This window comes from Delftia sp. GW456-R20, from assembly GCF_001622915.1.
Classification (GTDB): Bacteria; Pseudomonadota; Gammaproteobacteria; order Burkholderiales; family Burkholderiaceae_C; genus Comamonas; species Comamonas acidovorans.
Genome location: NZ_LWCN01000001.1, coordinates 143,460 through 169,233 on the forward strand (window position 1 = coordinate 143,460; position 25,774 = coordinate 169,233).

At 66.3% G+C, this 25,774-nt stretch carries 24 protein-coding genes; 2 read left to right on the forward strand and 22 right to left on the reverse strand.

What is annotated here, in order from left to right; all coding sequences use genetic code 11:
* Positions 1 to 32: 32 nt before the first annotated feature.
* From A4F85_RS00600 to surE, 22 genes are all read right to left on the reverse strand, one after another.
* Positions 33 to 557 (reverse strand): phosphoribosyltransferase, encoded by a 525-nt coding sequence (locus A4F85_RS00600; protein ID WP_012206807.1) that lies wholly within the window; start codon positions 555 to 557, stop codon positions 33 to 35.
* A gap of 43 nt (positions 558 to 600) precedes the next feature.
* A complete protein-coding gene (locus A4F85_RS00605; protein ID WP_012206808.1) occupies positions 601 to 1,977 on the reverse strand; it encodes an adenylosuccinate synthase in 1,377 nt (458 codons plus the stop codon).
* A 39-nt stretch (positions 1,978 to 2,016) separates the two neighbouring features.
* Positions 2,017 to 3,165: an ATP phosphoribosyltransferase regulatory subunit gene (locus A4F85_RS00610; protein ID WP_012206809.1), complete on the reverse strand. Its 1,149-nt coding sequence runs from the start codon at positions 3,163 to 3,165 to the stop codon at positions 2,017 to 2,019.
* A gap of 200 nt (positions 3,166 to 3,365) precedes the next feature.
* A complete protein-coding gene (gene hflC / locus A4F85_RS00615) occupies positions 3,366 to 4,256 on the reverse strand; it encodes a protease modulator HflC (protein ID WP_063325331.1) in 891 nt (296 codons plus the stop codon).
* Positions 4,257 to 4,268: 12 nt separating this feature from the next.
* Positions 4,269 to 5,663, reverse strand: coding sequence for an FtsH protease activity modulator HflK (gene hflK / locus A4F85_RS00620; RefSeq protein WP_012206811.1), 1,395 nt, complete (start codon positions 5,661 to 5,663; stop codon positions 4,269 to 4,271).
* A gap of 71 nt (positions 5,664 to 5,734) precedes the next feature.
* Positions 5,735 to 6,949 (reverse strand): GTPase HflX, encoded by a 1,215-nt coding sequence (gene hflX / locus A4F85_RS00625; RefSeq protein WP_012206812.1) that lies wholly within the window; start codon positions 6,947 to 6,949, stop codon positions 5,735 to 5,737.
* A gap of 67 nt (positions 6,950 to 7,016) precedes the next feature.
* Positions 7,017 to 7,268, reverse strand: a complete 252-nt coding sequence (gene hfq, locus A4F85_RS00630) for an RNA chaperone Hfq (protein ID WP_012206813.1) — start codon at positions 7,266 to 7,268, stop codon at positions 7,017 to 7,019.
* Positions 7,269 to 7,370: 102 nt separating this feature from the next.
* On the reverse strand, positions 7,371 to 8,717 hold the full coding sequence (gene der / locus A4F85_RS00635) for a ribosome biogenesis GTPase Der (RefSeq protein WP_012206814.1): 1,347 nt from the start codon (positions 8,715 to 8,717) through the stop codon (positions 7,371 to 7,373).
* 15 nt (positions 8,718 to 8,732) lie between these two features.
* The gene (gene bamB / locus A4F85_RS00640; protein ID WP_043782580.1) at positions 8,733 to 9,890 is read right to left on the reverse strand and encodes an outer membrane protein assembly factor BamB; all 1,158 of its coding nucleotides are present in this window, start codon (positions 9,888 to 9,890) and stop codon (positions 8,733 to 8,735) included.
* A gap of 20 nt (positions 9,891 to 9,910) precedes the next feature.
* Positions 9,911 to 10,594 (reverse strand): YfgM family protein, encoded by a 684-nt coding sequence (locus tag A4F85_RS00645; RefSeq protein ID WP_012206816.1) that lies wholly within the window; start codon positions 10,592 to 10,594, stop codon positions 9,911 to 9,913.
* 70 nt (positions 10,595 to 10,664) lie between these two features.
* The gene (gene hisS, locus A4F85_RS00650) at positions 10,665 to 11,924 is read right to left on the reverse strand and encodes a histidine--tRNA ligase (RefSeq protein ID WP_216595210.1); all 1,260 of its coding nucleotides are present in this window, start codon (positions 11,922 to 11,924) and stop codon (positions 10,665 to 10,667) included.
* Between the two features lie 185 nt (positions 11,925 to 12,109).
* Positions 12,110 to 13,393: a flavodoxin-dependent (E)-4-hydroxy-3-methylbut-2-enyl-diphosphate synthase gene (gene ispG / locus A4F85_RS00655; RefSeq protein ID WP_012206818.1), complete on the reverse strand. Its 1,284-nt coding sequence runs from the start codon at positions 13,391 to 13,393 to the stop codon at positions 12,110 to 12,112.
* A 2-nt stretch (positions 13,394 to 13,395) separates the two neighbouring features.
* Positions 13,396 to 14,391, reverse strand: coding sequence for a RodZ domain-containing protein (locus A4F85_RS00660; protein ID WP_063325332.1), 996 nt, complete (start codon positions 14,389 to 14,391; stop codon positions 13,396 to 13,398).
* Complete coding sequence (gene pilW, locus A4F85_RS00665) at positions 14,384 to 15,244, reverse strand: type IV pilus biogenesis/stability protein PilW (RefSeq protein WP_232245236.1); 861 nt, start codon at positions 15,242 to 15,244, stop codon at positions 14,384 to 14,386. Before pilW ends, A4F85_RS00660 begins: the two co-directional genes overlap by 8 nt.
* A 49-nt stretch (positions 15,245 to 15,293) precedes the next feature.
* Positions 15,294 to 16,418: a 23S rRNA (adenine(2503)-C(2))-methyltransferase RlmN gene (rlmN, locus tag A4F85_RS00670; RefSeq protein ID WP_034396288.1), complete on the reverse strand. Its 1,125-nt coding sequence runs from the start codon at positions 16,416 to 16,418 to the stop codon at positions 15,294 to 15,296.
* A gap of 92 nt (positions 16,419 to 16,510) precedes the next feature.
* Complete coding sequence (gene ndk / locus A4F85_RS00675; RefSeq protein ID WP_012206822.1) at positions 16,511 to 16,936, reverse strand: nucleoside-diphosphate kinase; 426 nt, start codon at positions 16,934 to 16,936, stop codon at positions 16,511 to 16,513.
* Between the two features lie 169 nt (positions 16,937 to 17,105).
* Entirely contained in the window at positions 17,106 to 18,509 is a 1,404-nt protein-coding gene (locus A4F85_RS00680) for a pseudouridine synthase (protein ID WP_063325333.1), read from the reverse strand.
* The gene (gene scpB, locus A4F85_RS00685; RefSeq protein WP_063325334.1) at positions 18,506 to 19,324 is read right to left on the reverse strand and encodes an SMC-Scp complex subunit ScpB; all 819 of its coding nucleotides are present in this window, start codon (positions 19,322 to 19,324) and stop codon (positions 18,506 to 18,508) included. Before scpB ends, A4F85_RS00680 begins: the two co-directional genes overlap by 4 nt.
* 110 nt (positions 19,325 to 19,434) lie before the next feature.
* On the reverse strand, positions 19,435 to 20,505 hold the full coding sequence (locus A4F85_RS00690; protein WP_034396294.1) for an RluA family pseudouridine synthase: 1,071 nt from the start codon (positions 20,503 to 20,505) through the stop codon (positions 19,435 to 19,437).
* Entirely contained in the window at positions 20,505 to 21,383 is an 879-nt protein-coding gene (locus A4F85_RS00695; RefSeq protein WP_012206826.1) for a peptidoglycan DD-metalloendopeptidase family protein, read from the reverse strand. Before A4F85_RS00695 ends, A4F85_RS00690 begins: the two co-directional genes overlap by 1 nt.
* A 13-nt stretch (positions 21,384 to 21,396) precedes the next feature.
* Complete coding sequence (locus A4F85_RS00700) at positions 21,397 to 22,185, reverse strand: protein-L-isoaspartate(D-aspartate) O-methyltransferase (protein WP_063325335.1); 789 nt, start codon at positions 22,183 to 22,185, stop codon at positions 21,397 to 21,399.
* Positions 22,182 to 22,985 carry a 5'/3'-nucleotidase SurE gene (gene surE, locus A4F85_RS00705; protein ID WP_063325336.1) on the reverse strand — a complete coding sequence of 268 codons (804 nt, stop codon included), beginning with the start codon at positions 22,983 to 22,985 and terminating at the stop codon, positions 22,182 to 22,184. Before surE ends, A4F85_RS00700 begins: the two co-directional genes overlap by 4 nt.
* Positions 22,986 to 23,102: 117 nt before the next feature.
* On the opposite strand from surE, the gene A4F85_RS00710 reads away from it, so the two are divergent.
* Positions 23,103 to 24,083: an NADPH:quinone oxidoreductase family protein gene (locus tag A4F85_RS00710; RefSeq protein ID WP_063325337.1), complete on the forward strand. Its 981-nt coding sequence runs from the start codon at positions 23,103 to 23,105 to the stop codon at positions 24,081 to 24,083.
* A 58-nt stretch (positions 24,084 to 24,141) separates the two neighbouring features.
* Positions 24,142 to 25,740 (forward strand): GGDEF domain-containing protein, encoded by a 1,599-nt coding sequence (locus A4F85_RS00715; RefSeq protein ID WP_063325338.1) that lies wholly within the window; start codon positions 24,142 to 24,144, stop codon positions 25,738 to 25,740.
* Positions 25,741 to 25,774: the final 34 nt, after the last annotated feature.

Sequence of the window (25,774 nt, forward strand, 5' to 3'; positions counted from 1 at the left end):
TCGCTGGCATGCACCCAAAGGCGCAGTGGCGATCAGATCTTCCACTTCTCCATGAGCTTTTCGGGACGCAGGGTGTCGTAGTGCTCGAAGGGCTGGTGGATCCAGGGGTTGGTCGGCAGGTAGTCCACCGAGTAGTCGGGCGTGAAAGCCGACAGGCCCTTGGTCCAGATCACGGCGCTGCGCAGCTCGGTGATCGGCGGGTAGTTGGTCTTGAGCATGGCGATCACGGCGTTCAGCGTGTGGCCCGAATCGGCCAGGTCATCGACCAGCAGCACGCGGCCGGCGATCTCGCCCTTGGGCGTGGTGATGAAGCGCGCGATGTCCAGATGGCCCTGCACCGTGCCGGCTTCGGCGCGGTAGGAGCTGGTGGACATGATGGCCAGCGGCTTGTCGAAGATGCGGCTGAGCATGTCACCGGGACGCAGGCCGCCACGGGCCAGGCAGAGAATGGTGTCGAATTCCCAGCCGGACTGGTGCACTTTGATCGCGAGCTTTTCGATCAGTCCGTGGTATTCGTCGTAGCTCACATACAGGTGTTGACCGTCTTCCGTCAGCATGGAATGGCTCCTGGTTCAATCTTGGGGTTCAGCCGCCAGTGGTTCACTGGGCGGCGTAGGGGTTTTGCATCAGGATGGTGTGATCCCGGTCGGGGCTGGTCGAAACCATGGCGATGGGCACGCCCGTCACTTCCTCGATGCGCTCCAGATAGCGGCGGGCATTGGCCGGCAGCTTGTCGTAGTCGGTCACGCCCACGGTGGAATCGGTCCAGCCGGGGATGGACTCATAGATGGGCTTGCAGCGGGCGATCTCGTCGGCGCCCATGGGCAGCAGGTCGATCTTCTCGCCATCGAGCTCGTAGCCCACGCACAGCAGCAGCTCCTGCAGGCCGTCGAGCACGTCGAGCTTGGTGATGCACAGGCCCGACAGGCCGTTGACCTGGGCGCTGCGCTTGAGCAGCGCGGCGTCGAACCAGCCGCAGCGGCGCGAGCGGCCGGTGGTCACGCCCTTTTCGGCGCCCACGGTGCTCATGTGCCAGCCCGGCGTGCCTTCCTTTTCCCAATCCAGTTCGGTGGGGAAAGGACCGCCGCCCACGCGGGTGCAGTAGGCCTTGGTGATGCCCAGGATGTAGTGCAGCATGCCGGGGCCCACGCCCGAGCCTGCAGCCGCATTGCCTGCGACGCAGTTGGACGAGGTGACATAGGGATAGGTGCCGTGGTCCACGTCCAGCAGCGTGCCCTGCGCGCCTTCGAACAGCAGGTTGGCGCCTTCGGCGTGCGCGGCGTTCAGCTCGCGCGAGACATCGGCCATCATGGGCTTGAGCAGCTCGGCATGGCGCATGGCCTCTTCGTACACCGCGTCGAATTGCACTTCGCCATCCTTGATGTACGGCTTGAGCGCGTCACCGAAGGTGAAGTTCTTCGAACCCAGCACGTTGACCAGGATGTGGTTGTGCAGGGCCAGCAGTTCGCGCAGCTTGGTGGCGAAGCGCTCGGGGTACTTGAGGTCCTGCACGCGCAGTGCGCGGCGGGCAATCTTGTCTTCGTAGGCGGGGCCGATGCCACGGCCGGTGGTGCCGATCTTCTCGGTGCCGCCCTGCTCGCGCGCAGCTTCGCGCGCCACGTCCAGCGCCGAGTGGAAGGGCAGGATCAGCGGGCAGGCTTCGGACACGCGCAGACGGTCACGCACCTGCACGCCGGCCTTCTCCAGACCTTCGATTTCCTCGAACAGCTTGGCGGCAGAGAGCACCACGCCGTTGCCGATATAGCACTTCACGCCGGGGCGCATGATGCCGCTGGGGATCAGGTGCAGTGCGGTCTTCACGCCGTTGATGACCAGCGTGTGGCCAGCGTTGTGGCCACCCTGGAAGCGGACCACGCCCTGGGCGCTTTCGGTCAGCCAGTCCACCAGCTTGCCCTTGCCTTCGTCACCCCACTGGGTGCCGACCACGACCACGTTGCGACCTTTGGTAGCTTTCATATTCAAATCCGATGAAATCCGAAGAAATTGACAAATGCGTCAGATGGCTTGCACGGCCCACTGCCCGGCAACCTGCACGAGCTCGCGGTCGCAGTGGAATTCGTCCACTTCGCTTTCATGCCCTGGCAGCACGCAGACCACGGTCTCGCCCTGCCGGCGCAATGCAGCAATGGCAGCCGCAACCTGGGGATCGTCGCCCCAGGGCGCGCGGATGGCAGCCTTGAGCGGGCGCTCGGGCACGACGGCGACGAGCTGCTTGATGTCCAGGCTGAAGCCGGCGGCGGGCCGGTTGCGGCCAAAGACCGCACCCACCTCGTCATAGCGGCCGCCGCGCACCAGCGCATCGCTGGCACCCGGCACATAGATGGCGAAGCGCGTGCCGCTGTAGTAGGCATAGCCGCGCAGATCGGCCAGATCGAAGCTCACGCTCACACCTTCGAGGCGCTGGGCCAGCCAGCGCAGCTGGTCCAGCAGAGGCTGCACGCCTGCGGTGCGGGCCAGCAGCTTCTCGGCACGGTCCAGCACCTCGATGCCGCCGTACAGCTGCAGCAGGGCCATCAGTCCCTCGCGCGAGGCGGCAGGGAAGTCGCGCGTAAGGCGCTCGAGTTCGCTCGCATCCTTGGCGGCCAGCGCAGCGTGCACGCCGCGCAGCACCTGCATGTCCACCATCACGCCAGCCAGCAGGCTGCGCACGATGCGCACATCGGCCAGATCGACATTGATGTTGGTGACGCCTGCGCTGCGCAGGCAGTCCAGCGCCAGGTGCAGTGCCTCCAGGTCGGCTTCCATGCCCTGGTGGCCGTAGATCTCGGCACCGAACTGAAGCGGCTCGCGAGTGGCGCGGGGGCGGTCAGGGCGGGCATGGACGACGGGGCCGCAGTAGCACAGGCGCGTGAGGCCCTTGCGGTTGAGCAGATGGGCGTCGATGCGGGCCACCTGCTGCGTGGTGTCTGCACGCAGACCCATGGTGCGGCCTGTCAGCTGGTCGATGAGCTTGCAGGTCTGCAGGTCCAGCGCCTCCCCTGTGCCGGTGAGCAGGGATTCGAGGTACTCCAGCATGGGCGGCATGACCAGTTCATAGCCATAGCCACGCGCTGTATCGAGCAGGCCTCGACGCAATTCTTCGATGTGCCGGGCCTCGGAAGGCAAGACATCGGCGATGTGATCCGGCAGGACCCAAGCAGACATGGAAAAGGGGGAGGCTGTTAAAAACGTGATTCTACCGGCTGTTGCGGGCCAGCCCAAATTGGGGGTGACCCAAGGCCCACGGCGGGTGTTCGGTATTCCGAATCGATTCGGTGCACGGGCGACAGCGGCGGCGCAAGAAAAAACGGCGCCCCAACAGGGGCGCCGTGCAGGGGCCGGGCGGCATTGCCGCTCAGGCGCGCTTATTTTCCAGAGCTTCCACCACTGCGGTAGGCCTTGAAGAAATCGGTCTGCGAAGGATCGAGCACGAGCACATCGCTCTTCTTGGCAAAGCTGGCCTTGTAGGCCTCCAGGCTGCGGTAGAACTGCGCAAACTGCGGGTCCTTGCCAAAGGCCTCGGCGTAGGTCCGGGCGGCTTCGGCATCGCCCTCGCCCTTGACCTTCTGGGCGTCACGGTAGGCATTGGCGATGGTGATCTCGCGCTGGCGATCGGCCTCGGCGCGGATCTTCTCGCCTTCGGCGGCGCCGGTGGAGCGCAGCTCGTTGGCCACGCGCTTGCGTTCGGCTTCCATGCGGCGGTAGACCGATTCCGTGATCGTCTCGGCATAGTCCACGCGCGTGATGCGCACATCGACCACGTCCACGCCCCAGGGCTTGGCGCCGCGCACGGTCTCCAGCACTTCGCGCTTGACGTCGTTCATCAGCGCATCGCGCTTGCTGGACAGCAGCTCACGCACGGTGCGGCGGTTGATTTCCTCCTGGAAGGCATTGCGCACCACACGGTTGAGTTGCATGGCGCCAGCCGACTCGTCCAGGCCCACATTGCGGATGTACTCCGACGGATCGGAGATGCGCCAGCGCACGTACCAGTCGATGACCACGCGCTGCTTTTCGGCAGTGAGCATGGGCTCGGTGTCGGTGCTGTCCAGCGTGAGCAGGCGCTTGTCGATGTAGCGCACGTTCTGGAACGGCGGCGGCATCTTGATGTTCAGGCCCGGCTCGGTGATCACTTCCTTGATCTGACCCAGGGCATAGACCACGCCGAACTGGCGCTGATCGACGACGAACAGCATGGAGCTGAGCAGCGCTAGCGCCAGAAGAATGCTGGTGATGAAAAATCCAACTCGGTTCACTTGGGCTGCTCCTCAGCGTGCTTCGCGGTCACGGCTGCGACTGCTGTCGCGGCTGCGCGCATCGTTCGAAAGGCCGGGAATGGCGGCAGGCGCAGGCGCCTGGGTGCTGGGGGCCGCCGAGCTGTCGGCTGCCGGCACATTGCCGCTCACGCCTTGCATGATCTTGTCCAGCGGCAGGTACAGCAGGTTGGAGCCCTGGCGCGATTCCACCAGCACCTTGGTCACGTTGCCGTAGATCTGCTGCATGGTTTCCAGGTACATGCGGTCGCGCGTGACCTGGGGCGCCTTCTGGTACTCGGTGAACACCGAGCTGAAGCGCTGCGCATCACCCTGGGCCTGGGCCACGATGCGGGCCTTGTAGCCGTTGGACTCTTCCAGCAGGCGCGCTGCCGAGCCGGCTGCGCGCGGCACCACGTCGTTGGCGTAGGCCTGCGCTTCGTTCTTCGCACGCTCACGCTCCTGGCCGGCACGCAGCACGTCGTCGAAGGCGGCCTGGACCTGCTCGGGCGGACGCACGCCGCCTTGCTGCAGGTTGATGCCCACGACTTCCACGCCCACCTTGTAGCGGTCCAGGATGGTCTGCATCAGGTCGCGCACGCGCGGGGCGATCTGGTCGCGCTCCTCGGCCAGCGCCGTGTCCATCTTCATCTTGCCGACGACTTCGCGCACGGCAGTCTCTGCGGCCTGGACTACGGCCTCGGACGGGTTCTTGCTCTCGAAGAGCCAGGCGCGCGCGTCGCTCAGGCGGTACTGGACGGCGAACTTGATCTCGACGATGTTCTCGTCCTCGGTGAGCATGGCCGACTCGCGCAGGCCCGTGCTCTTGATGATGGTGTCGCGCCCCACGTCGGCCGAGCGGATCTGCGTCACGAAGACCAGTTCATGGCGCTGGATCGGGTACGGCAGCCGCCAGTTGATGCCGGCGCCCACCGTGCTCTTGTACTTGCCGAACTGGGTGATGACGGCCTGCTGGCCTTCCTGGACGATGAAGATGCCCGTGCCCATCCAGATGATGAAGGCAATGCCGGCGATCAGGCCCACGCCCATGCCGGCGCTGCGCATGTCCGGAGGCTGGCTGCCACCGCCATTGCGGATGGGCGGCTGGCCACGACCGCCGCCCGGCTTGCCGCCGAACAGGCCCGAGAGCTTGCGGTTGAGGTCGCGCCACAGCTCATCCAGATCTGGCGGCTGGCCGCCGCCCGACGAGGGGCGGTTGTCACGGCTGTCGCGGTTGTCGCGTGCAGGCTCCGCAGGCGGGGGCGGCGGCGCGGGACGGTCGGCATCGGGGCGCGAAGCATCGTCGTTCTTGTCGTCGCCACGTCCCCATCGCGGATCATTCAGGTTGAACATCCCGCGAAGGCGCTGCGGCAGCATCGCCCAGCGATGGGCGCGTTGTGAAAGATTCATGCGAGAAGTCTCGGTTTCTTCGGTAAAGACAGGGACCCAATCGGCATTTTGCCCAATCAGGGCGCTAGCCCCTAGTATTCGGCGTCCTGCCCAGGGGGCATCGCGCCATCCACCTCCTCCTGATCCCGCTCATCACCACCGTGCGCTTCGGCGTGTTCCGCCTCCGCGCGCAGCGCATGCTCGGCCAGCAACTGCCGCAGCTGCGGCAGCCCCTCGCCGGAGCGGGCGCTGACGAACACCCGTGAAACAGGCAGCCCGTCAAGCTCGTACTGGTCCTGCAACTGCGCTGGAAGCCGCTCCGGATCGACGGCGTCCAATTTGTTGAAAACCAGTACCAGAGGCACCTCCTGGGCACCGATTTCCTTCAGAACTTTCTGGACTTGTTGGATTTGCTCTGGGAAATTCGGATTGGAGGCGTCGACCACATGCAGCAGAAGATCGGCATCGATCGCCTCCTGCAACGTGGCCTGGAATGCATCGACCAGGCCGTGCGGCAGGTCGCGGATGAACCCCACGGTATCCGACAGGGACACCGATTGCTGGGCTTCATTCAGGTACAGCTGGCGCGTGGTCGTATCCAGCGTGGCGAACAGCTGGTCGGCCGCATAGGCGCGCGCCTTGACCAGCGCATTGAACAGCGTGGACTTGCCAGCGTTGGTGTAGCCAACCAGAGAGATATTGAAGATGCCATGGCGCTCGCGCCGCCGACGCTGCGTGGCGCGCTGCTTCTTGACCTTCTGCAGCCGCTCCTTGGTACGCTTGATCGACTCGTCGATCATGCGGCGGTCCAGCTCGATCTGCTTCTCGCCAGGGCCGCCACGGCCGCCGATACCGCCCATCTGCCGCTCCAGGTGAGTCCAGCGCCGCACGAGGCGCGTGGCCACATATTGCAGGCGCGCCAGCTCCACCTGCAGCTTGCCTTCATGGCTGCGCGCGCGCTGGGCGAAGATCTCCAGGATAAGCAAAGTGCGGTCGTTGACCGGCATCTGCAGATGGCGTTCCAGATTGCGCTGCTGGGCCGGGCTCAGGGCCTGGTCGAACAGCACTTCCTGGGCACCGTGCATCTGGGCGAGCATGCGGATTTCGTCGGCCTTGCCGCTGCCCACGAACAGCGCCGCATCGGGCACCTTGCGCTTGCAGGTCAGGCGTGCAACGGGACGCAGGCCGGCCGTGCCGGCCAGCAGGCCCAGCTCTTCCAACTCGCCATCGAAATGGGGAAAGCCGAAATCCACGCCCACCAGCAGCACTGGCGTTGGCGTGGACCGGTCAAAAGATTCAGAACTCAAGAAAAACCTCTCCCGAAGGGTGAGGAAGCTCCCCGGCGGTGCGGGGAGGCATCAGGGCGCAGCGAGCTCAAGCGCTGGCGTCGCTGCCGGCAGCTTCGGCCGTGGAGAAGTTCACGGCGCGGCCGGGAACAATGGTGGAGATGGCGTGCTTGTAAACCATCTGCGTGACGGTGTTGCGAAGCAGAACCACGTACTGGTCGAAGGATTCGATCTGGCCTTGCAGCTTGATGCCGTTGACGAGGTAGATGGACACCGGAACATGTTCGCGGCGAAGCGCGTTCAGGAACGGGTCTTGGAGGAGTTGGCCTTTGTTGCTCACGATATTCTCCGTGTTCGAAGAGTGTTGTTGTAAACCGACACCTTACCACAGTGTTTTGGGGCCCTTGTTCGCACAAGGGTTTTCCCGAAATCCCGTAGCTTGTTACTTGTCCTTGTCGGCAAAAGGATTATGAGAGGTTTTCAACTCGATCCGCAACGGCGTGCCAACCAAATTGAATTCCTTGCGGAATCGCCCTTCGAGGAAGCGCTTGTAGGCTTCCGTCACATGCTCGAGCGAATTGCCGTGTATGACGATGACCGGAGGGTTCATGCCACCCTGGTGCGCATAGCGCATCTTGGGGCGGTAGATGCCCGTCTTCTTGGGCGTCTGGAACTGTACGGCCTCCATCAGCAGGCGCGTGAGCACCGGCGTGGGCATCTTGCAGGTGGCAGCCTTGTGCGCCTGGATGATGGAGTTCCACAGCGGACCCAGGCCCTGGCGCTTTTCCGCCGAGATGAAATGCATGGGAGCGAACTTGAGGAAGGACAGGCGCGTCTCGATCGAGCGCTCCAGCATCTGGCGCTGGTAGTCGTCCACCGCATCCCATTTGTTCACGGCCAGCACCACGGCACGGCCGCTTTCCAGCACGTAGCCGGCAATGTGCGCATCCTGGTCGGTCACGCCCTGCGTGGCATCGATGAGCAGCAGCACGACGTTGGCGCTTTCGATGGCCTGCAGCGTCTTGACCACGGAGAACTTCTCGATGGCCTCGAACACCCGGCCCTTGCGGCGCAGGCCTGCCGTGTCGATCAGCTCGAACTTCTGGCCGGCGCGCTCGAAGGGCACCGAGATGGCGTCGCGCGTGGTGCCCGGCATGTCGAAGGCGACCAGCCGCTCCTCACCCAGCCAGGTGTTGATCAGCGTGGATTTGCCGACATTGGGGCGCCCTGCCACGGTGAGGCGGATGGGCTTTTGGGCCACATCGTCGAAGGGGTCGTCTTCCTCGGGCTCGGGCAGGTTGAGCTGGCCCAGGGCCAGGTCGAGCAGGTCGCGCACGCCCTGCCCGTGTGCTGCGGAAACCGGCAGCACGTCGCCCAGGCCCAGTTCGTAGAACTCGGTCAGCTGCACGCCTTCCTTCATGCCCTCGGCCTTGTTGGCCACGAGCACGCAGGGCTTGCCCAGCCGGCGCAGGTACTTGGCGATGTCGTGGTCCTGGGCGGACATGCCCAGGCGCGCATCGACAACGAAGACCACGACGTCAGCCTCGGCAACAGCCTGCTGCGTCTGGCGCGCCATCTCCTTGAAGATGCCGCTGGATGCATCTGGCTCAAAACCGCCGGTATCGATCACGATGTACTCGTGCTTACCCTGGCGGCCCTGTCCATAGTGGCGGTCACGCGTGAGGCCCGCGAAATCCGCGACGATTGCATCCCTCGACTTGGTCAGCCGATTGAACAGCGTCGATTTGCCCACATTGGGTCGCCCTACCAGGGCAATAACTGGCTTCATTCCCGAAAATACCTATCAATCCGGCCTGAAGCCGTACACAGTTCCGCTGCGGCTTACCACCACCAGCGTATTGGCAGCCGATACCGGGGGCGAGGCCACGCCGGAGTCGTCCGTCTTCAATCGTGCCAGCGCCTGTCCGTCCGTCTTGGACAGCAGGTGCACCACACCATAGTCATCACCAAACACCACCGAGCGGCCCAGCATCAACGGCGCCGTCAGGCGGCGGTGCTGCAGCTGGTCGATGGACCACACGCGCGAGCCGTCGCCGCGGCGCCAAGCCTGGACGGTGCCATTGCTCTCGGCGCCGAACACGGAATCACCATCGCCGTCGATGCCATCGGCGCCCTTGGACGGCTGGGTCCAGCGCACCGATGCGTTTTGCGTATCCACACAGCCCACGGCAGCCTGGAAGGCACGCGCGCAGACGCTGTCACCGACACGGCTGACGCGGCCCACGAGGTCCACCAGGCGCTCCACGTCATTGGTGCCGCGCGGGCTGGCCAGCGGAGCCTCCCAGCGCACGGCGCCGGTGTCGGGATCGATACCCACCATGCGGCCCGACAGGCCGGCCACCAGCGTGTTGCCCACGGCGATCAGCACACCGGGCTGGCGCAGCACCAGGGGCTCGCCCGGGCGCTGTGCGGTCCACAGCTTGCGGCCGTTGGCGGCATCGAAAGCGGCCAGCGAGCGGTCGGCTGCCAGCACGAAGACGCGGCCTCCCGCGACCAGCGGCGGCGTGTAGGCGGCTGCGGGCAGCGGCTGCTTCCACAGCTGCTTGCCTTGCGAGTAGACGATGACCTGGTTGCTGCGCGTGAGCACGGCCTGGCGCTCGGCGTCACCGCCCACGCCCGCGGTCAGCGGCTCGCCAACAGTGAAGCGCGACAGCTGGCTGCCGTTGCGTGCATCGAGGGCCGTGACGCTGCCGTCCTTGGCAGCGATCAGCAGCGTGTCGCCCTGCACATGGATGTCGGTGGCCAGCGGCACTTCGGCGCCGAGCTTGGCGGTCCAGGCCTGGTGCACGGCCAGCAGGCCGGGGTTGGCACCCAGCTCCTGGGGCTTGGGCTTGGTGTCGCTGCTGAACCACGAAGACACGGTGGAGCAGCCACCCAGGGCACCGGCCAGCAGGCCCAGAGCCATCCAGCGCGCAACGCCGCGCGGGCGCGAAATCGCCATCAATTGATCAGCCGAGGTTTTCAAGGTTGCTTCTCCGAAGTCGACGTCTTGGCCTGTGCCAGCACGGTGGGTTCAGCACCCAGCGCATTGAGCTTGAACTCGATCAGACGGCCATAGTCCACGCCCTTGTCCAGGGCGGCATGGGCGCGCTGGTAGGCGTCAATGGCTTCGGCCTGCTTGCCCTGGGCCGCGAGAATGTCGCCACGGCGATCGGCCACGATGCCGGCGAAGGACTCGGGCATGCTGCCTTCCAGCGCCTTGAGGGCTTCGTCGTATTGCTTTTGCTGCTCCAGCACGGCGCTCAGGCGCAGCTTGGCCAGGGCCTTGTAGCCTTCGTCGCCCTTGTCGGCCACCCAGCTCAGGGCAGCCTTGGCGTCATCGAGCTTGCCTTCGTCCACTGCAGCCTTGGCCAGCAGCAGGCCGGCCTGGGCCGCCTGCGTGGTGCCTGCGTACTTGTCCTTGAGATCGGCGAAGGCCTGGCCGGCGCGCGCCGCGTCCTTGCCAGCCAGCGCCACGTCAACGGCATGCGCCAGAGCGGCAGCCTGCGTGGCCTGGCGCTTTTCCCAGTACTGGTAGCCATTCCAGCCGGCAAAGCCGACGAAGATGACCACGAGCACGCCGGTGATCAACGTGCCCCAGGTATTCCAGAAATGCTTGAGCTGCTCTATCTGCTCTTGTTCTTCAAGATCGAAATGGTTTGCCATGGATCGCCTGTGTCGCTTTATGTATGGAGGTCGCCGCTGGAGCGGTCGCTTGAAAAGCTGCGGATGCTGGTCAAACCGCCGATTGTAGGGTGGCAGCCCATTGGGCCGCATCAGCCAGGGCTTGCTGCACCTGCTGGCCCGCGCCGTCGCGCAGCGACTTGACGGTGACCAGGCCCTGCTGCAGCTCATCGGAGCCGAAGATCAGCGCGAAATGTGCGCCGCTGGCATCGGCCTTCTTGAACTGCGACTTCATGCTGCCCATGCCTTCGGCGCTGGCCGCGTGCATCTGCACGCGAACACCGGCCTCACGCAGTTGCTGCAGGGTGCGCAGCGCCACAGGCATGGCCGCCACATCGGGGACGATGGCGTAGGCATGCAGCGTGGGCGCGGGGATGTCGGTGCCGAGCTCCTTGACGAGTTCCAGCACACGCTCCACGCCCAATGCCCAGCCCACGGCAGGCGCGCTCTTGCCGCCTACCTGTTCGATCAGGTAGTCGTAGCGGCCGCCCGCGCAGATAGTGCCCTGCGAGCCCAGCATGTCGGTGATGAACTCGAACACCGTCAGGTTGTAGTAGTCCAGGCCGCGCACCAGGCGCGGGTTCACGGTCCAGGGCACGCCGTTGGCGTCCAGGATGGCCTTGAGCCCGTCGAAGTGGGCCAGCGAGCCCTCGCCCAGGAAGTCCAGCAGGCGCGGCGCGCCGTTGACCATGTCCTGCATGGCGGGGTTCTTGGTGTCCAGCACGCGCAGCGGGTTGCTGTACATGCGGCGCTTGGCCTCTTCGTCCATCACGTCCTGGTGCTGCTCCAGGTAGGCGATCAGGGCCTGGCGGTGTGCCTGGCGCTCCTCGGGCTGGCCCAGGCTGTTGATTTCCAGGCGCCACTGGGTCAGGCCCAGCTGCTTCCACAGGGAAACGGCCAGCATGATGAGTTCGGCATCGACATCGGGGCCGGCAAAGCCCAGGGCCTCGGCGCCGATCTGGTGGAACTGGCGGTAACGGCCGCGCTGCGGGCGCTCATGGCGGAACATGGGGCCCATGTACCACATGCGCTTGCCGCCGTCGTACAGCAGATTGTTCTCGATGGTGGCGCGCACCAGGCTGGCCGTGCCTTCAGGGCGCAGCGTCAGGCGCTCGCCGTTGAGCTTGTCCTCGAAGGAGTACATCTCCTTCTCGACAATGTCCGTCACCTCGCCGATGCCACGAACGAACAGCTGCGTATGCTCGACGATGGGCGTACGCACGTTGCGGTAGGCAAAGCGCGCCATCAATTCACGCACCTGCGCTTCCAGCCATTCCCAGCGAGCGGACTCGGCGGGAAGAATGTCGTTCATGCCTTTGACGGCGGAAAGTTTTTCGGGTTTGGCCACGTTGTTCTCGTTCGATGAATGCTCGGAAACAGGCGCTGACCCCGCTTTTTTCGCCCCATGCTCTCAACGCCTGTTTCGCGTAAGAGCCAATGAGGCAAAGCGTGGTGCGCTATCTATTTTGCAATAACTGCAATGCTCGATGCAGCCGATCAGGCGGGTGCAGCGGCGGTGGCGCCATAGGTGCGCGCCACATAATTTTCGACCAGTGCCTGAAATTCCTCGGCAATCCGCTCGCCGCGCAGCGTGAGCGCCTTTTCCCCGTCGATGTAGACGGGGGCGGCGGGCGCCTCGCCCGTGCCGGGAAGGCTGATGCCGATGTTGGCGTGCTTGCTCTCGCCGGGACCGTTGACGATGCAGCCCATCACGGCCACCTTCATCGCCTCGACACCGGGATACTTCATGCGCCACAGCGGCATCTGGCCACGCAGATAGTCATCGATCTGCTTGGCCAGTTCCTGGAAGGTGGTGCTGGTGGTGCGGCCGCAGCCCGGGCAGGCCGTGACGCTGGGCACGAAGATGCGCAGGCCCAGGGCCTGCAGGATTTCGGAGGCGACCACCACTTCCTGCGTGCGCGCCTCGCCGGGCTGGGGCGTGAGCGAGACGCGGATGGTGTCGCCAATGCCTTCCTGCAGCAGCACGGACAGCGCGGCGGCCGAGGCCACCGTGCCCTTGGTGCCCATGCCGGCTTCGGTCAGGCCCAGGTGCAGCGCATAGTCGCAGCGTTGCGCAAGGGCCCGGTAGACCGAGATCAGGTCCTGCACGCCGCTGACCTTGCACGACAGGATGATGTTGTCGCCATTCAGGCCCATGGACTCGGCCAGGCGCGCGGAATCGACGGCCGAGGAAATCAGCGCCTCGAACATGACCTGGCGCGTGTCCCAGGGCTGGGCGCGGCGCGAGTTCTCGTCCATCAGCCGGGCCATCAGTTCCTGGTCCAGCGAGCCCCAGTTGACACCGATGCGCACGGCCTTGTCGTAGCGGGCCGCCGCCTCGATCATCTGGCCGAACTGCTTGTCCTTCTTGTCGCCCTTGCCCACGTTGCCGGGGTTGATGCGGTACTTGGACAGTGCCTCGGCGCAGGCCGGGTATTCGGTGAGCAGGCGGTGGCCGTTGTAGTGGAAGTCGCCCACCAGCGGCACGTACTCGCCCATGCGGTCCAGCTGCTCGCGGATGTAGGGCACGGCGGCGGCGGCCTCGGGCGTGTTGACGGTGATGCGCACCATCTCCGAGCCGGCCTGGGCCAGTTGGCGCACCTGTATGGCCGTCTCGACCGCGTCCACCGTATCGGTGTTGGTCATGGACTGCACGCGCACAGGCGCATCGCCACCCACGGTGACGACGTTGTTGCGCCAGACCACACGGGCCTGGCGGGACTTGCGCGGCAGCGGCGAGGCAATCGCTATCGGCTGCTGCGTGATGGGGAGATCTTGCACGGTCACTTCACCTCAAAGCGGGCCACATTGTCGCGGGTGGTCTTGGCGACTTCCAGCAATTCGCCACGCACACGCACCTCGGTGCCGCTGGCATTGCCGACGATGACCGACAGCGGCAGGGCGCCCTCGGCGCCAATGGATTCACCGGCCGCCAGCGTCTTTTGCAGCACCACGCGGCCGCTGGAATCCTTGACCTGTACCCACGATTGTGCGTTGGCCTTCATGACCAGCACGCCACCAGGCGTTTGCGCCGCGGTGGCTGCCGATGTCGCTGCTGCGCCCTCGGCAGGCGCATCGGCGGCAGGGGCAGCAGGGGTTGTGGTGGACGCAGGAGCCGGAACGGCTGCCGCTGCAGGCGCTGAAGTTGCCGGTGCAGATGCAGATGCAGGTGCAGGGGCAGATGCAGCCGGCACATCGGCCGGCGTCGTCGCCGCAGGCGCAACGGGCTCCTGGGCGGCCACGGGCTCGGACACAGTCCCTGCAGGCTGCACCAGGGCAGCGGCATCGGAAGCGCCGGCCTGCGGCTCTTCGGCGTCGCCTTCATGCTTGGGCAGGAAGTAGACGGCAGCGGCAGCGGCCAGCAGCAGCAGCACGATGATGGCCACCTTGCGCGAGCCGTTTTCACGTCCCAGCGATGTTCCGGTGGCCTTGAAGGAGCGCTCCTTGAACGTGGCGTTGATGCTGCCGCGATCATCGGCCAGGCTCTTGAGCTGGGTGCGCGGCAGCAGGGCCAGCACCGATGCCGAGTCCATGCGCAGCGTGCGGCAGACGCTTTGCGCCAGGGCCCGCATGAAGACATGGTCCTGGAATGCAGCGTAGTCATCCGCCTCCAGCGCCTCCAGCTTGGGGGCTGGCACCTTAAGTGCCGCCGCCAGCCCGGCCAGAGACAGACCCGCCGCCTCGCGCGCCTGGCGCAGCAGTGTGCCCGCCGTCATGGAAGTTTGTGCGTTCTCGCCTTGCGTACCTGCTTCGTCATGCACCGCCAACACCTCACTCATTGAATGCTCCACGCTCGTAGGCCAGCCATTGGCGGGACTCGGGGAAGCGCTGGTGCAGCTGGTCAGCCAGCTGCCGCATCGCTGCAGATTGCTGCAGCGCCCTCTCTATCTTGATCCCCAGCCACAGGCTTTCCGCATTGGACTGGGGACTGCTGTTCAGGCGCCGGATGTAGAACTGCGCCCTCTTGGCGTCGCCGCCCTGCAGCATCACGTTGCTCAGGTGGTAGGCGATCACCGGGTTGGCGGGATCGAGTTCATAGCCCTTGAGCAGCGCCTGCTGGGCCTCGACCAGCAGGCCGGCCTGCTGCAGGCACAGGCCCTTGGCCATCCAGGTCTTGGGGCGCTCCAGGTAGCCGGGCTGGGCCAGGGCCTTGTCCAGCCATTCCTGGGCTTGCGCGTATTGCTTGCGCTGGCACAGCAGCCAGCCGTAGTTGTGCTGCAGGTCGCCGTCCTGGGGACGCAGCGACATCGCCTTGCGCAGGCTGGCGTCGGCCTGGTCCCAGTCCTGGTTGCGCATGTAGATCAGGGCCAGCAGGCCGTAGCCGTCGGCGGAACTGGGGTCAGCGGCCAGCGCCTGGTTCACCTCTTCCAGGGCCACATCGATGCGGCCAGCCTGGAAATAGGAAGCCGCCAGCTCCAGGCGGATGCTTGCGCGGCGGCGGGGATCGGCCTCGGCGGCAGAAGCCATCGAGGCATTGGAGACGGAGGAAGCGTTGCCGGAGCCAGAATTCGTCGGGGGCACCAAAGGCTGCTTGCCTGCGCAGCCCGCCAAGAAAAGAACCAGCGCGGGCACTGCCCAGCGCATGCCTGTACCGAAATCCCCCGTTCGCAGCCGCCGAGCCACTGACTTCATGAACTGTCCTTTGTTCCGTCGGGGCATGCCAGGCATGCCCCAGGTCTTCTCAAGGCACCTGCTTGAGAACAATGGTGCGCTGCCTGGCCATGCGCTCGGCAGCGCGCGTGCGGTCCTTGACATCGCCAGCCAGCTGTCCGCAGGCTGCATCGATGTCGTCGCCACGTGTCTTGCGCACCGTGGTCACGATGCCGGCATTGCTCAGCAGGCTGGCGAACTCCGTCACCCGCGCTGCGGGTGAACGCAGCAGCCCCGAGGCCGGGAACGGATTGAACGGAATCAGGTTGAACTTGCACCAGCTGCGGCCATCGCCACGCGCGCGGACCAACTCTATCAGTTGGCGCGCATGCTCAGGCTGGTCATTGACGCCATCGAGCATGCAGTATTCGAACGTGATGAAGTCACGGGGCGCGAATTCCAGGTAGCGCTCGCAGGCATCGAGCAGCTCGTGGATGGGGTACTTGCGGTTCAACGGCACCAGCGGGTCGCGCAGCTCGTCATTGGGCGCATGCAGCGACACGGCCATGGCCACGGCGCAGTCCTGGGACAGCCGGTCGATCATCGGCACCACGCCCGAGGTGGACACGGTCACGCGGCGGCGCGAGAGGCCGTAGCCATGGTCATCGAGCATGGCGCGCAGCGCCGGCACCAGGGCCGTGTAGTTCTGCAGCGGCTCGCCCATGCCCATCATCACCACGTTGGAGATGACGCGCTCGCCGCCCGTGCCCAGGCGCTTGCGCAGCGCATGCTCGGCATACCACAGCTGGGCCAGGATCTCGCCCGTGCTGAGGTTGCGGCTGAAGCCCTGGTGACCCGTGGAGCAGAAGCGGCAGCCCACGGCGCAGCCCGCCTGGGACGACACGCACAGCGTGCCCCGGTCATCTTCGGGAATGAAAACGGCTTCGACGGCATCGCCGCCTCCCACGTCGAACAGCCACTTGACTGTTCCATCGGCAGACACATGCTCGGTCAGAACCGGCAGGGCCGTGATGTGGGCACACGCCTTGAGCTTTTCGCGCAGGGACTTGGCCAGATCGCTCATCTGGTCGAAGTCGCTGGCGCCTCGCTGGTGGATCCAGCGGAACAGCTGCGTCGCGCGGAAACGCTTCTCGCCGAGTTGCTCGCAGTAAGCGGCAAGTCCGTCGAGATCAAAATCTAGCAAATTGGTATTCATGTCGGCAGGCCGGTGCCACGCCGCTCTCGGCTCTTCCGCGGCAGGCACGGCCTGCACCGGACAGACCATGACGGCCGCGGAAGACGCGGGGATTAGCGCGAGTAGACGTTCATGCCGGGGAAGAAGAAAGCCACTTCCACGGCTGCAGTTTCAGCGGCGTCAGAGCCGTGCACGGCGTTGGCGTCGATGCTGTCGGCGAAGTCGGCGCGGATCGTGCCCTTCTCAGCCTTCTTGGGGTCGGTGGCGCCCATCAGTTCGCGGTTCTTCAGGATGGCGTTCTCGCCTTCCAGAGCCTGGATCATCACGGGGCCGGAGACCATGAAGTCCACCAGGTCCTTGAAGAAAGGACGCTCCTTGTGGACGCCGTAGAACTGCTCGGCTTCGCCGCGCGACAGGTGCACCATCTTGGCAGCGATGACCTTCAGGCCAGCGCCTTCGAAGCGTGCGTAGATCTGGCCGATCACGTTCTTGGCAACGGCGTCGGGCTTGATGATGGAAAGAGTGCGTTCGATGGCCATTTGAATGGTTCCTAATCAGGGTTACTATGGATTTTTGTCAATTGGACAAAACCGTTGATTCTAGCTGTGCCATCAAAGTCCTTGATGACATGGTGCTGCCAAATGGCAGGCTTACAGGGCGGGCCGACCACCTCTGGATGAAACAGAAGGCGGACGGCCCGGCCGCCTTTCAGCGGCGTCCTCCCGGCTTGCGCTTGGCGTTCTGGCGTGCACGCGACAGGCTGTCGGAGCCGATGTAGCCCACCGATGTACGCATCGGATCGGGCTGCTGGCTGCCGCCGCCCTTGCCACGCGCGCCTGCACCGCCCTGCCCCTTGCCCTGTCCCTGGCCGCCGTCAGCCTTGCCGCCCTTGGCGGCAGGCTTGGCACGCGGGCCGTCGAGCATGGCGTTGGGCGCCGGGCGATTGCCGTCGAAGTAGCGGCCGCCGCCTTCGCGGCGAACGGTATTGCGGTCGGCCGGGCCACCACGGCGGCTTCCGGCCGGTGGCTTGGGTGCAGCGGGCGCACGCGCCTGCATGCCGGCTGCCGAAGCCAGGGACTGGATATCGGCCTGGTCCAGCTCCACCCAGGCGCCGCGCTTGAGGCCGCGCGGCAGCACCATGGCGCCGTAGCGGATGCGGATCAGCCGGCTCACGGCATGGCCCACCGCCTCGAACATGCGGCGCACTTCGCGGTTGCGGCCTTCGGAAATGGTCACGCGGTACCAGCAGTTGGCGCCTTCACCACCGCCGTCCTCAATGGAGCCGAAGGCGGCCACGCCGTCTTCCAGCTGCACGCCGTCGGTCAGGCGCTGCTTTTCTTCCTTGCTGAGCGCGCCCAGCACACGGGCTGCGTATTCGCGCTCCAGGCCGAAGCGCGGGTGCATCAGGGAGTTGGCCAGCTCGCCCGAGCTGGTGAACAGCAGCAGGCCTTCGGTGTTCAGGTCCAGGCGGCCCACCGATTGCCATTTGCCATGCTGCAGGCGAGGCAGCTTGCGGAACACCGTGGGACGGTTTTGCGGATCGTCATGCGTGACGACCTCGCCCACGGGCTTGTGATAGGCGATGACACGCGCCGGCGGCGGGTCGATGCGAAAGCGGATGGGCTGGCCATTGACCTTGATCTGGTCGCCGAACTGGATGCGCTGGCCCACGTGGGCAGGCTCGTTGTTGACCGAGATGCGGCCTTCAAGAATGAGCTGCTCCATTTCGAGGCGCGATCCCAGCCCGGCCTGGGCCAGCACCTTGTGCAGCTTGGGCGAATCGACCTGGGGCAGCAGCACACGCTTGGCAGGCGCGGCATCGTCGCGCTCTTCGGCGGCGTCGAGTTCGCCCGAGATGACGTCCGCAAAATCGTAGCCTTCGACAGACCCTGAGTCGGTCGGCTCTGATGCATCAGCCGTCACCAGCTCTTGCACGGTGTCTTCGGCATGCACCGCCTCGGCGGCCGGACGCGGCTTGCGCACAGGCTTGGCGCCGGGCCGCGGCCCGGCCTTGGGAGCGCGCGAGCGCGCAGGGCGGGCCTTGCGCTGCGCGCCGGCCTCATCGGACGCCGGCTGGGCGTCCTGGTCTTTGGAGATATCACTACCCGTCATGGCTTTCCTTCTTCGGCCTGCTTTGCAGCGCCGTCCGTATCCGTTGTATCCGCTGTATCCGTTGCGTCTGTTGTCTCTGCCGCATCCGCTGCGTCTGCCGCATCCGCTGCATCCGACAGGTCTGCTGTATCTGCTTGAGCCGTATCTGCTGCCATTGCGGCATCTGCCCCGTCCGATCCCGCGGCATCTGCCTCGCCCGGGGGCTCTTCGGGCAAGGGAGCGTCACCGGCTGGCGCGGCCTCGTCCGCTGCCAATTCCTGCGCACCCGACTCTTCCAGCGCCTTGAACAGGCTTTGCTGGGATTCGGGCTCCTCGAGCATGGGCAACTGGTCCAGCGACTGCAGGCCCAGGTCGTCCAGAAACTGGCGCGTGGTGGCGAACAAAGAGGGCCGGCCCACGGTTTCCCGGTGGCCAATGACCTCGATCCATCCCCGGTCTTCCAGTTGCTTGATCAGCAGGCTGTTGACCGTCACGCCGCGTATGTCCTCGATGTCGCCGCGCGTCACTGGCTGGCGGTAGGCGATGATCGCCAGCGTCTCCAGGGTCGCGCGGGTGTAGCGTGGCGGCTTTTCGGGATGCAGCCGGTCCAGATAGACCCGCATCTCGGGCCGGCTCTGGAAGCGCCATCCAGACGCCACCTGCACCAGCTCCACACCCTTTTGCGCCCAGTCTTTCTGCAGGTCCAGCAGCAGGTCCTTCAGCGTGTCGGAGCCCAGCACGTCATCGAACAGCGAGCGCAGCTCACGCAGCGTGACAGGCTGCGGCGCACAGATCAATGCAGTTTCCAGGACCCGCTTGGCATCTACCGTATTCATGGCTCAGCGTCTCGGGAACAAAGGCGCGCGTGCCACCAGAGGTGGCAGCCAGGGTGCGCCGAATCAAAGAAGAGGAAGCAAGCGCTCCACGGATGCCATGCGAGAGATGGTCAGAGGCTTTCGGCGGGATTGTAGCTCAGCCCCCAATTTTCCAGCGCCTGTGCCATATCGGGCGGCAGCGGCGCGCGCAGCACCAGGGCCTGGCCTGTCATGGGATGGGTGAAGGCCAGCCGGAAGGCGTGCAGCGCCTGGCGCGCCATGCCGCCAGCCTCCTTGCCGCCGTAGACGGCATCGGCCACCAGCGGGTGGCCCAGCGATGCCATATGCACGCGGATCTGGTGGGTGCGGCCCGTGTGCAGCGTGCAGCGCACCAGGCTGACTTCCTCGTTGCCGGCCAGCAGGTCGATGTCGGTGCGCGCGGTCTTGCCTGCATGCTGCGCCAGGTCGACCACGGCCATGCGCAGGCGGTTGCGCGGGTCGCGGCCGATGGGCGCATCGACCTCGCGGCGCTTGCGCGGACCCCAGGCCTTGTGGGCCAGCGCCAGGTACTGGCGGCTGACATCGCGCGCGGCGATCATGGCCACCAGCGCGTCCATGGCGGCGCGGCTGCGTGCCACCACCATGAGCCCGCTGGTGTCCTTGTCCAGGCGGTGGACGATGCCGGCGCGCGGCACCTCCCGCGCCTTGGGGTCGCGCCCCAGCAGGCCGTTGAGCAGGGTTCCAGTCCAATTGCCCGGAGCCGGGTGCACGACCAGGCCAGCCGGCTTGTTGACGACCAGCAGGTGCTCGTCCTCATACACCACGTCCAGCGCCATGTCCTCGGGCTGGAAGGCCATGCTCTGCTGCGTGGGCCGCATCTCCAGCACCATCCGGTCGCCGGCGGCCACCTTGGTGGCCGGCTTGACCAGCACACGCCCATTGAGCGTGACCGCGCCCTGCGCCAGCAGTTGCTGCAGATAGCTGCGGGAGAACTCGGCCACGCATTCGGCCAGCACCTTGTCGGCGCGCAGGCCGTGCTGGGCCGGCGGCACGGTGATCTCGCGCAGCTCGGCTGCGGCAGCCTCGACCTCGCCGCCTTCGGCCTCGTCCTCGACCGGCTCCCACGGCGATTCGCCGGGCGCAGAAGAAACAAGCCCCTGCGGGGCAGGGGCTTGTCCGGTTTGCCTGGTGCTGCGGCTCATCAGCGCGAAGGCAGGTAGCGCGAAGGATCGACAGGCTTGCCCTGGCGACGCACCTCGAAGTGCAGCTTCACGCGGTCCGCGTCGGTGCTGCCCATCTCGGCGATCTTCTGGCCCTTGCGCACGGTCTGGTCTTCCTTGACCAGCAGCGTCTGGTTGTGCGCGTAGGCCGTGAGGTAGGTGTTGTTGTGCTTGAGGATGATCAGGTTGCCATAGCCACGCAGGCCGGCGCCGGCATAGACCACACGGCCATCGGCAGCGGCCATCACGGGATCGCCGGCCTTGCCTGCGATGTCGTAGCCCTTGTTGCGCGCCTCGTCAAAACCGGCGATCAGGCTGCCCGATGCAGGCCAGATGAAGTCCACATCGTCGGCGCCCTTGCCGGCTGCGGGTGCAGGGGCGGGTGCCGGGGTCGGTGCGGGTGCAGGCGTTGCCGTGGAGCCGCCCGACGATGCCACGGGCGGCAGCGGCGTTGCCACCACGGGCGAGCCGCTGGGCGTGGAGGAGGCGGTGGACGAGGGGCGCGTGCCGACGCTGTCCGAGCTGGTCGGCGGCACGACGCGCACCACCTGACCGACTTCGATCAGGTTGGGGTTCTCCAGATTGTTCCAGCGCGCGATGTCCTTCCAGCTCTGGCCGGTTTCCAGGCCGATGCGGATCAGCGTGTCACCGGGCTTGATCGTGTAGTAGCCGGGCTTGCCGGCGTTTTCGACGCCGGGCAGCGGCTTGACGGCTGCCGATGGCGAGGAAGAGGTGGAGGAGGTGGTGGTCGTTCCACGGTCCTCCACGGGAGCCCTGTTCACTTGGGATGTGCAGCCTGCCAGAACCATGCCGGCCAGCACCACCGTTCCCCAAGCCCCAAGACTTCGCGATACCAACATAAGTTATTCCCTTCTAGGCGATGCCCGATTTTAGGGGGACAAAGTTCACGGCCTCCAAAATCGACTGCGTAAACCCGTGTGAACTCTTGTCAATCACCAGCAGTGCCTGCTTACCACCCGTAACCACCATGGGGGCGACAAGCCGCCCGCCCACGGCCAGCTGGTCGCACCAGGCCGAGGGCATGCTCTCGCCGCCAGCGGCCGAGATGATGCCCGCATACGGCGCGCCGCTGCCATAGCCTTCCATGCCATCTCCAAAGATCAGATGGACATTGGTCAGCCGCCAGGGCCGCAGGTTGCTGCGCGCTTTCTCGTGCAGGCCGCGCAGGCGCTCGATCGAATAGACCTCGCGTGCCACGCGGGCCAGCACCGCCGCCTGGTAGCCGCAGCCCGTGCCGATTTCCAGCACGCGGCCCAGGCCCGACTTCGCGGCCTCCGAACCCAGCAGCAGCTCGGTCATGCGGGCGACCACGCTGGGCTTGGAGATCGTCTGGCCCAGGCCAATGGGCAGGCTGGTGTCTTCATAGGCCTGGTTGACCAGGGCGCTGTCCACAAAGCGGTGGCGCTCCACCGATCCCATGGCGGCCAGCACGGCCGGCGACTGTATGCCGGTGGCAGCCAGCCGCTGCACCATGCGCGCGCGCACGGCGGCCGAGTCCAGGCCGATGCCCGAAGGCTGTTGCGGGGCATGGGCGCCGGCCGGCGCCAGCGCAGAGCGCGCAGGCGCCGCGCGCGAGGCCGGCGCAGGGGTCTGCACCGAGCGCGCCACCCACGAGGGAACTCCGGGACGGCGCTCGCTCACGGTTGCACCACCCCGCACTGGGCCGCCTGCACGCCCTGGCCGGCCGACGCCAGCCTGGCCGCCGTCTGTGCCCAGTAGCCCAGGTTGTCGTGGTCGGTCAGGTCCACCTTCAGCGGCGTGACGGACACATGGCCGTGCGCCGTGGCATGGAAGTCCGTGCCCTCCGAGTCATCCTTGGCCGCGCCTGCGCTGCCTATCCAGTACATCATTTCGCCGCGCGGGCTCTCCTGGGTGATGACGCGTTCGGCCGCATGGCGGCGGCCCAGCCGGCACAGCTTGAGGGGCTTGAGCGCGGACAAGGGCATGTTGGGAATGTTCACGTTGAGCAGCCAGGGCGACAGGCCGATCAGCTCCTGCGATTGCATGTCCATGACCAGCTGGCGCGCGGCGGCGGCAGCGGCCTCGATCTCGGACCAGCCCTTGTCAACCTGCGAGAAGGCAATGGAGGGAATGCCGAACAGAAAGCCCTCCATGGCGGCGCCCACGGTGCCGGAATAGATGGTGTCGTCGCCCATGTTGGCGCCGTTGTTGATGCCGGAGACCACCAGGTCGGGCCGGTAGCCCAGCAGGCCGGTCAGGGCGATGTGCACGCAGTCCGCAGGCGTGCCATTGACATAGCGAAAGCCGTTGTGGGCCTGGTGCACATACAGCGGCGCGTTCAGCGTCAGGGCGTTGGACTTGGCACTGTTGTTGTGCTCCGGTGCCACCACCTCGACGTCTGCCACCGTGCGCAGCGCCTCGTACAGGGCCTGGATGCCGGGCGCCTGGTAGCCGTCGTCGTTACAAATGAGAATCTTCATGGATACAGCAGGGATTGCGGGCGATTGTAGGCGGGCGTCTCGTCGCCCGAGGGACAGGAGGCATTCCCACCACACTCCTATCATCGGCCAGGCATTCAATCACAGGAGACAACCACCATGCACGCTTGGCTTTGCACCACGCCCACAGGCGTCGATCAACTGCAGTGGACGCAGCTGCCCACGCCCACGCCGGGCCCGGGGCAGGTACTGCTCGAAGTGAAGGCGGCCAGCCTGAACTTTCCCGATCTGCTGATCGTGCAGAACAAGTACCAGATGAAGCCTGAGCTGCCGTTCGTGCCGGGCTCGGAATACGCGGGCGTGGTCCAGGCCGTGGGTGAAGGCGTGAGCCACCTGGCCGTGGGCCAGCGCGTGGCCTGCCTGTCGGGCACCGGGGGCTTCGGCACCCATACGCTGGCGCCGGCCGCGCTGTGCATGCCGCTGCCAGACGGTTTCAGCTTCGTCGATGCTGCGGCCTTCATCATGACCTATGCCACCTCGCACCATGCGCTGATCGACCGCGGCCAGTTGCGCGCGGACGAGACCGTGCTGGTGCTGGGCGCAGCGGGCGGCGTGGGCACGGCCGCCATCCAGATCGCCAAGGCGGCGGGTGCGCGTGTGATCGCAGCGGCCTCCACCGACGAGAAATGCGCGCTGTGCAAGGCACAGGGCGCCGATGCCACCATCACCTACAGCCAGGGCGATCTGCGCGCCGCCATCAAGGAAGCCACCGACGGCAAGGGCCCCGACGTGGTCTACGACCCCGTGGGCGGCGACTTCGCCGAGCCGGCCTTCCGCTCCATCGCCTGGCGCGGCCGCTATCTGATCGTGGGCTTTGCCGCAGGCCCGATTCCTGCCCTGCCGCTGAACCTGCCGCTGCTCAAGGGCGCATCGCTGGTGGGCGTCTTCTGGGGGGAGTTTTCCCGGCGCGAGCCCAAGGCCAATGCGGCCATGATGCAGGAGCTGGCGCAGTGGTACGGCCAGGGAAAGATCAAGCCCGTGATCGACCGCACCATGCCCATGGCCGAGCTGCACGCCGCCTATGCGCGCATGGGATCGCGCCAGGTGCAGGGCAAGCTGGTGATGGTCAACGAGCAGTGAACCGGGCGCTGGCCATGCCACACTGGAGGGCATTGCATTCTGAAACAACTGCCCACCCATGGCCGAGCGCTCCGCTTCCGAACTGGCACGCGAAACCCTGCGGCAACTGGCGCTGAACCGCCTGCCGCCCACCCCGGAAAACTACACCCGCCTTTATGAACAGGCGGCTGGCGAGCCCGGCCCCGCCAGCTTTCCCCAGGGCCCGCTGCGCCACGTGCATGCGCTTTTGCCTGCGCAGACGCCCGGACAGAAGCGCCTGCGCGACCAGCTGGGCGCCGCCATAGAGCGCAGCGACTGGCAAGGGCTGCAGCAGGTCATCACCGCCTATGCCAACGCGGCCCTGCAGCCGCCTGCCCATGAGGCCAGGCCCGTGGAGCTGCCCGTGCCGCCGCCCGTCCAGGCCCTGCCCGACGACCTGACCCAGCAGTTGGCGCGGCGCTTCGAGGCCTTGTCCACGCTGCTGGACACCCAGGACACCAAAACCGGGCAACTGCACCAGCAGCTGATGGAGCAGCTGCAATCGCCGCCCGTGGATGCCAAGGCCCTGGCGCGGCGCCTGCACGACCAGCACTACCAGCTGTCGTTCGCCATCGCCGACCAGCTTCAGGTCCTGCAGTTGATGCAGGAGTTGCTGCAGACCCTGGTGCAGCACCTGGCCCAGGACCCCACGCATGGCAGCTGGCTGGTGCAGCAGCTCACGGCCATCGAGCAGGCCATCACCCCGCCGCTGTCGCCCGCACCCCTGGCCGATGCACGGCGCGAGCTGCAGACCGTGATCCACCGGCGCCTGCAGTTGCAGGACGGCATGGCCGCCGCGCAGCAGGCGCTCAGGGACATGCTGGGCGGCTTCGTCCAGCACCTGGCGCAGATCACGAGCAGCAACGAAACGCTGGGCGCCCGCATGGAAGAGGCGGCACGCCAGCTGGACGGCATCCAGCGCCTGGAAGATGCAGCCCCGCTGCTGCAGCAGGTGCTGGAGGCCACGCGCACCATGGCCGCCGGCAGCCGCGTGGCCCAGGAGGAACTGCAGGCGCTGCGCGCCCATGTCGATGCCTGCGAGGCCCGCATCGAAACACTGCAGCAGGAGCTGGACGAGGCCGCGCGCCGCGCACGCCACGACCCGCTGACCGGCCAGCTCAACCGCCTGGGCGTGAGCGAGGCGCTGGACCGCGAGGTGGCACGCGCCCAGCGCCATGGCCAGCCGCTGAGCGTTGCCCTGGTCGACATGGACGGCATGCAGGCCCTCAATGCCGAGCTGGGGCACGCCATGGGCGATGCCGCGCTGGTGCATGTGGCCCAGCTGGCGCGCCAAGGGCTGCGCCCGGAAGACGTGGTGGGCCGCTATGAAGGCCAGGCCTTCGTGCTGCTGCTGCCACAGACCCCGGAGACGGCGGGCGCCCAGGCGCTGCAGCGCCTTCTGCAGTTGCTGGAGCAGGCGCCTTTGCCCGCATCTGCTCAGCCCCCAGGCCAGCCCGCACCCCGGCCCCTGAGCTTCAGCGCGGGCGTGGCCCAGTTGCAAAGCCACGAAAACGGCATGGACGTGCTGCGCCGCGCCGACACCGCCATGCTGCAGGCCAAGGAGCGCGGCAAGCACTGCATTGCCACGGCATCAGGCGCACAATGGCAGCCAGTTGGAAATGCAGGCGCCGGCCTTTGATCCACCCCAAGGCCACGCCCCGTCTTTCCCCGCT

Excerpts from the sequence above, each read along its gene's own strand:
- A4F85_RS00600 (WP_012206807.1), bottom strand. The coding sequence starts at position 557 with ATGCTGACGGAAGACGGTCAACACCTGTATGTGAGCTACGACGAATAC.
- A4F85_RS00605 (WP_012206808.1), bottom strand. The coding sequence starts at position 1,977 with ATGAAAGCTACCAAAGGTCGCAACGTGGTCGTGGTCGGCACCCAGTGG.
- A4F85_RS00610 (WP_012206809.1), bottom strand. The coding sequence starts at position 3,165 with ATGTCTGCTTGGGTCCTGCCGGATCACATCGCCGATGTCTTGCCTTCC.
- hflK (WP_012206811.1), bottom strand. The coding sequence starts at position 5,663 with ATGAATCTTTCACAACGCGCCCATCGCTGGGCGATGCTGCCGCAGCGC.
- der (WP_012206814.1), bottom strand. The coding sequence starts at position 8,717 with ATGAAGCCAGTTATTGCCCTGGTAGGGCGACCCAATGTGGGCAAATCG.
- bamB (WP_043782580.1), bottom strand. The coding sequence starts at position 9,890 with ATGGCGATTTCGCGCCCGCGCGGCGTTGCGCGCTGGATGGCTCTGGGC.
- A4F85_RS00645 (WP_012206816.1), bottom strand. The coding sequence starts at position 10,594 with ATGGCAAACCATTTCGATCTTGAAGAACAAGAGCAGATAGAGCAGCTC.
- hisS (WP_216595210.1), bottom strand. The coding sequence starts at position 11,924 with ATGAACGACATTCTTCCCGCCGAGTCCGCTCGCTGGGAATGGCTGGAA.
- A4F85_RS00660 (WP_063325332.1), bottom strand. The coding sequence starts at position 14,391 with ATGAGTGAGGTGTTGGCGGTGCATGACGAAGCAGGTACGCAAGGCGAG.
- pilW (WP_232245236.1), bottom strand. The coding sequence starts at position 15,244 with ATGAAGTCAGTGGCTCGGCGGCTGCGAACGGGGGATTTCGGTACAGGC.
- rlmN (WP_034396288.1), bottom strand. The coding sequence starts at position 16,418 with ATGAATACCAATTTGCTAGATTTTGATCTCGACGGACTTGCCGCTTAC.
- ndk (WP_012206822.1), bottom strand. The coding sequence starts at position 16,936 with ATGGCCATCGAACGCACTCTTTCCATCATCAAGCCCGACGCCGTTGCC.
- A4F85_RS00680 (WP_063325333.1), bottom strand. The coding sequence starts at position 18,509 with ATGACGGGTAGTGATATCTCCAAAGACCAGGACGCCCAGCCGGCGTCC.
- scpB (WP_063325334.1), bottom strand. The coding sequence starts at position 19,324 with ATGAATACGGTAGATGCCAAGCGGGTCCTGGAAACTGCATTGATCTGT.
- A4F85_RS00690 (WP_034396294.1), bottom strand. The coding sequence starts at position 20,505 with ATGAGCCGCAGCACCAGGCAAACCGGACAAGCCCCTGCCCCGCAGGGG.
- A4F85_RS00695 (WP_012206826.1), bottom strand. The coding sequence starts at position 21,383 with ATGTTGGTATCGCGAAGTCTTGGGGCTTGGGGAACGGTGGTGCTGGCC.
- surE (WP_063325336.1), bottom strand. The coding sequence starts at position 22,985 with ATGAAGATTCTCATTTGTAACGACGACGGCTACCAGGCGCCCGGCATC.
- A4F85_RS00710 (WP_063325337.1), top strand. The coding sequence starts at position 23,103 with ATGCACGCTTGGCTTTGCACCACGCCCACAGGCGTCGATCAACTGCAG.
- A4F85_RS00715 (WP_063325338.1), top strand. The coding sequence starts at position 24,142 with ATGGCCGAGCGCTCCGCTTCCGAACTGGCACGCGAAACCCTGCGGCAA.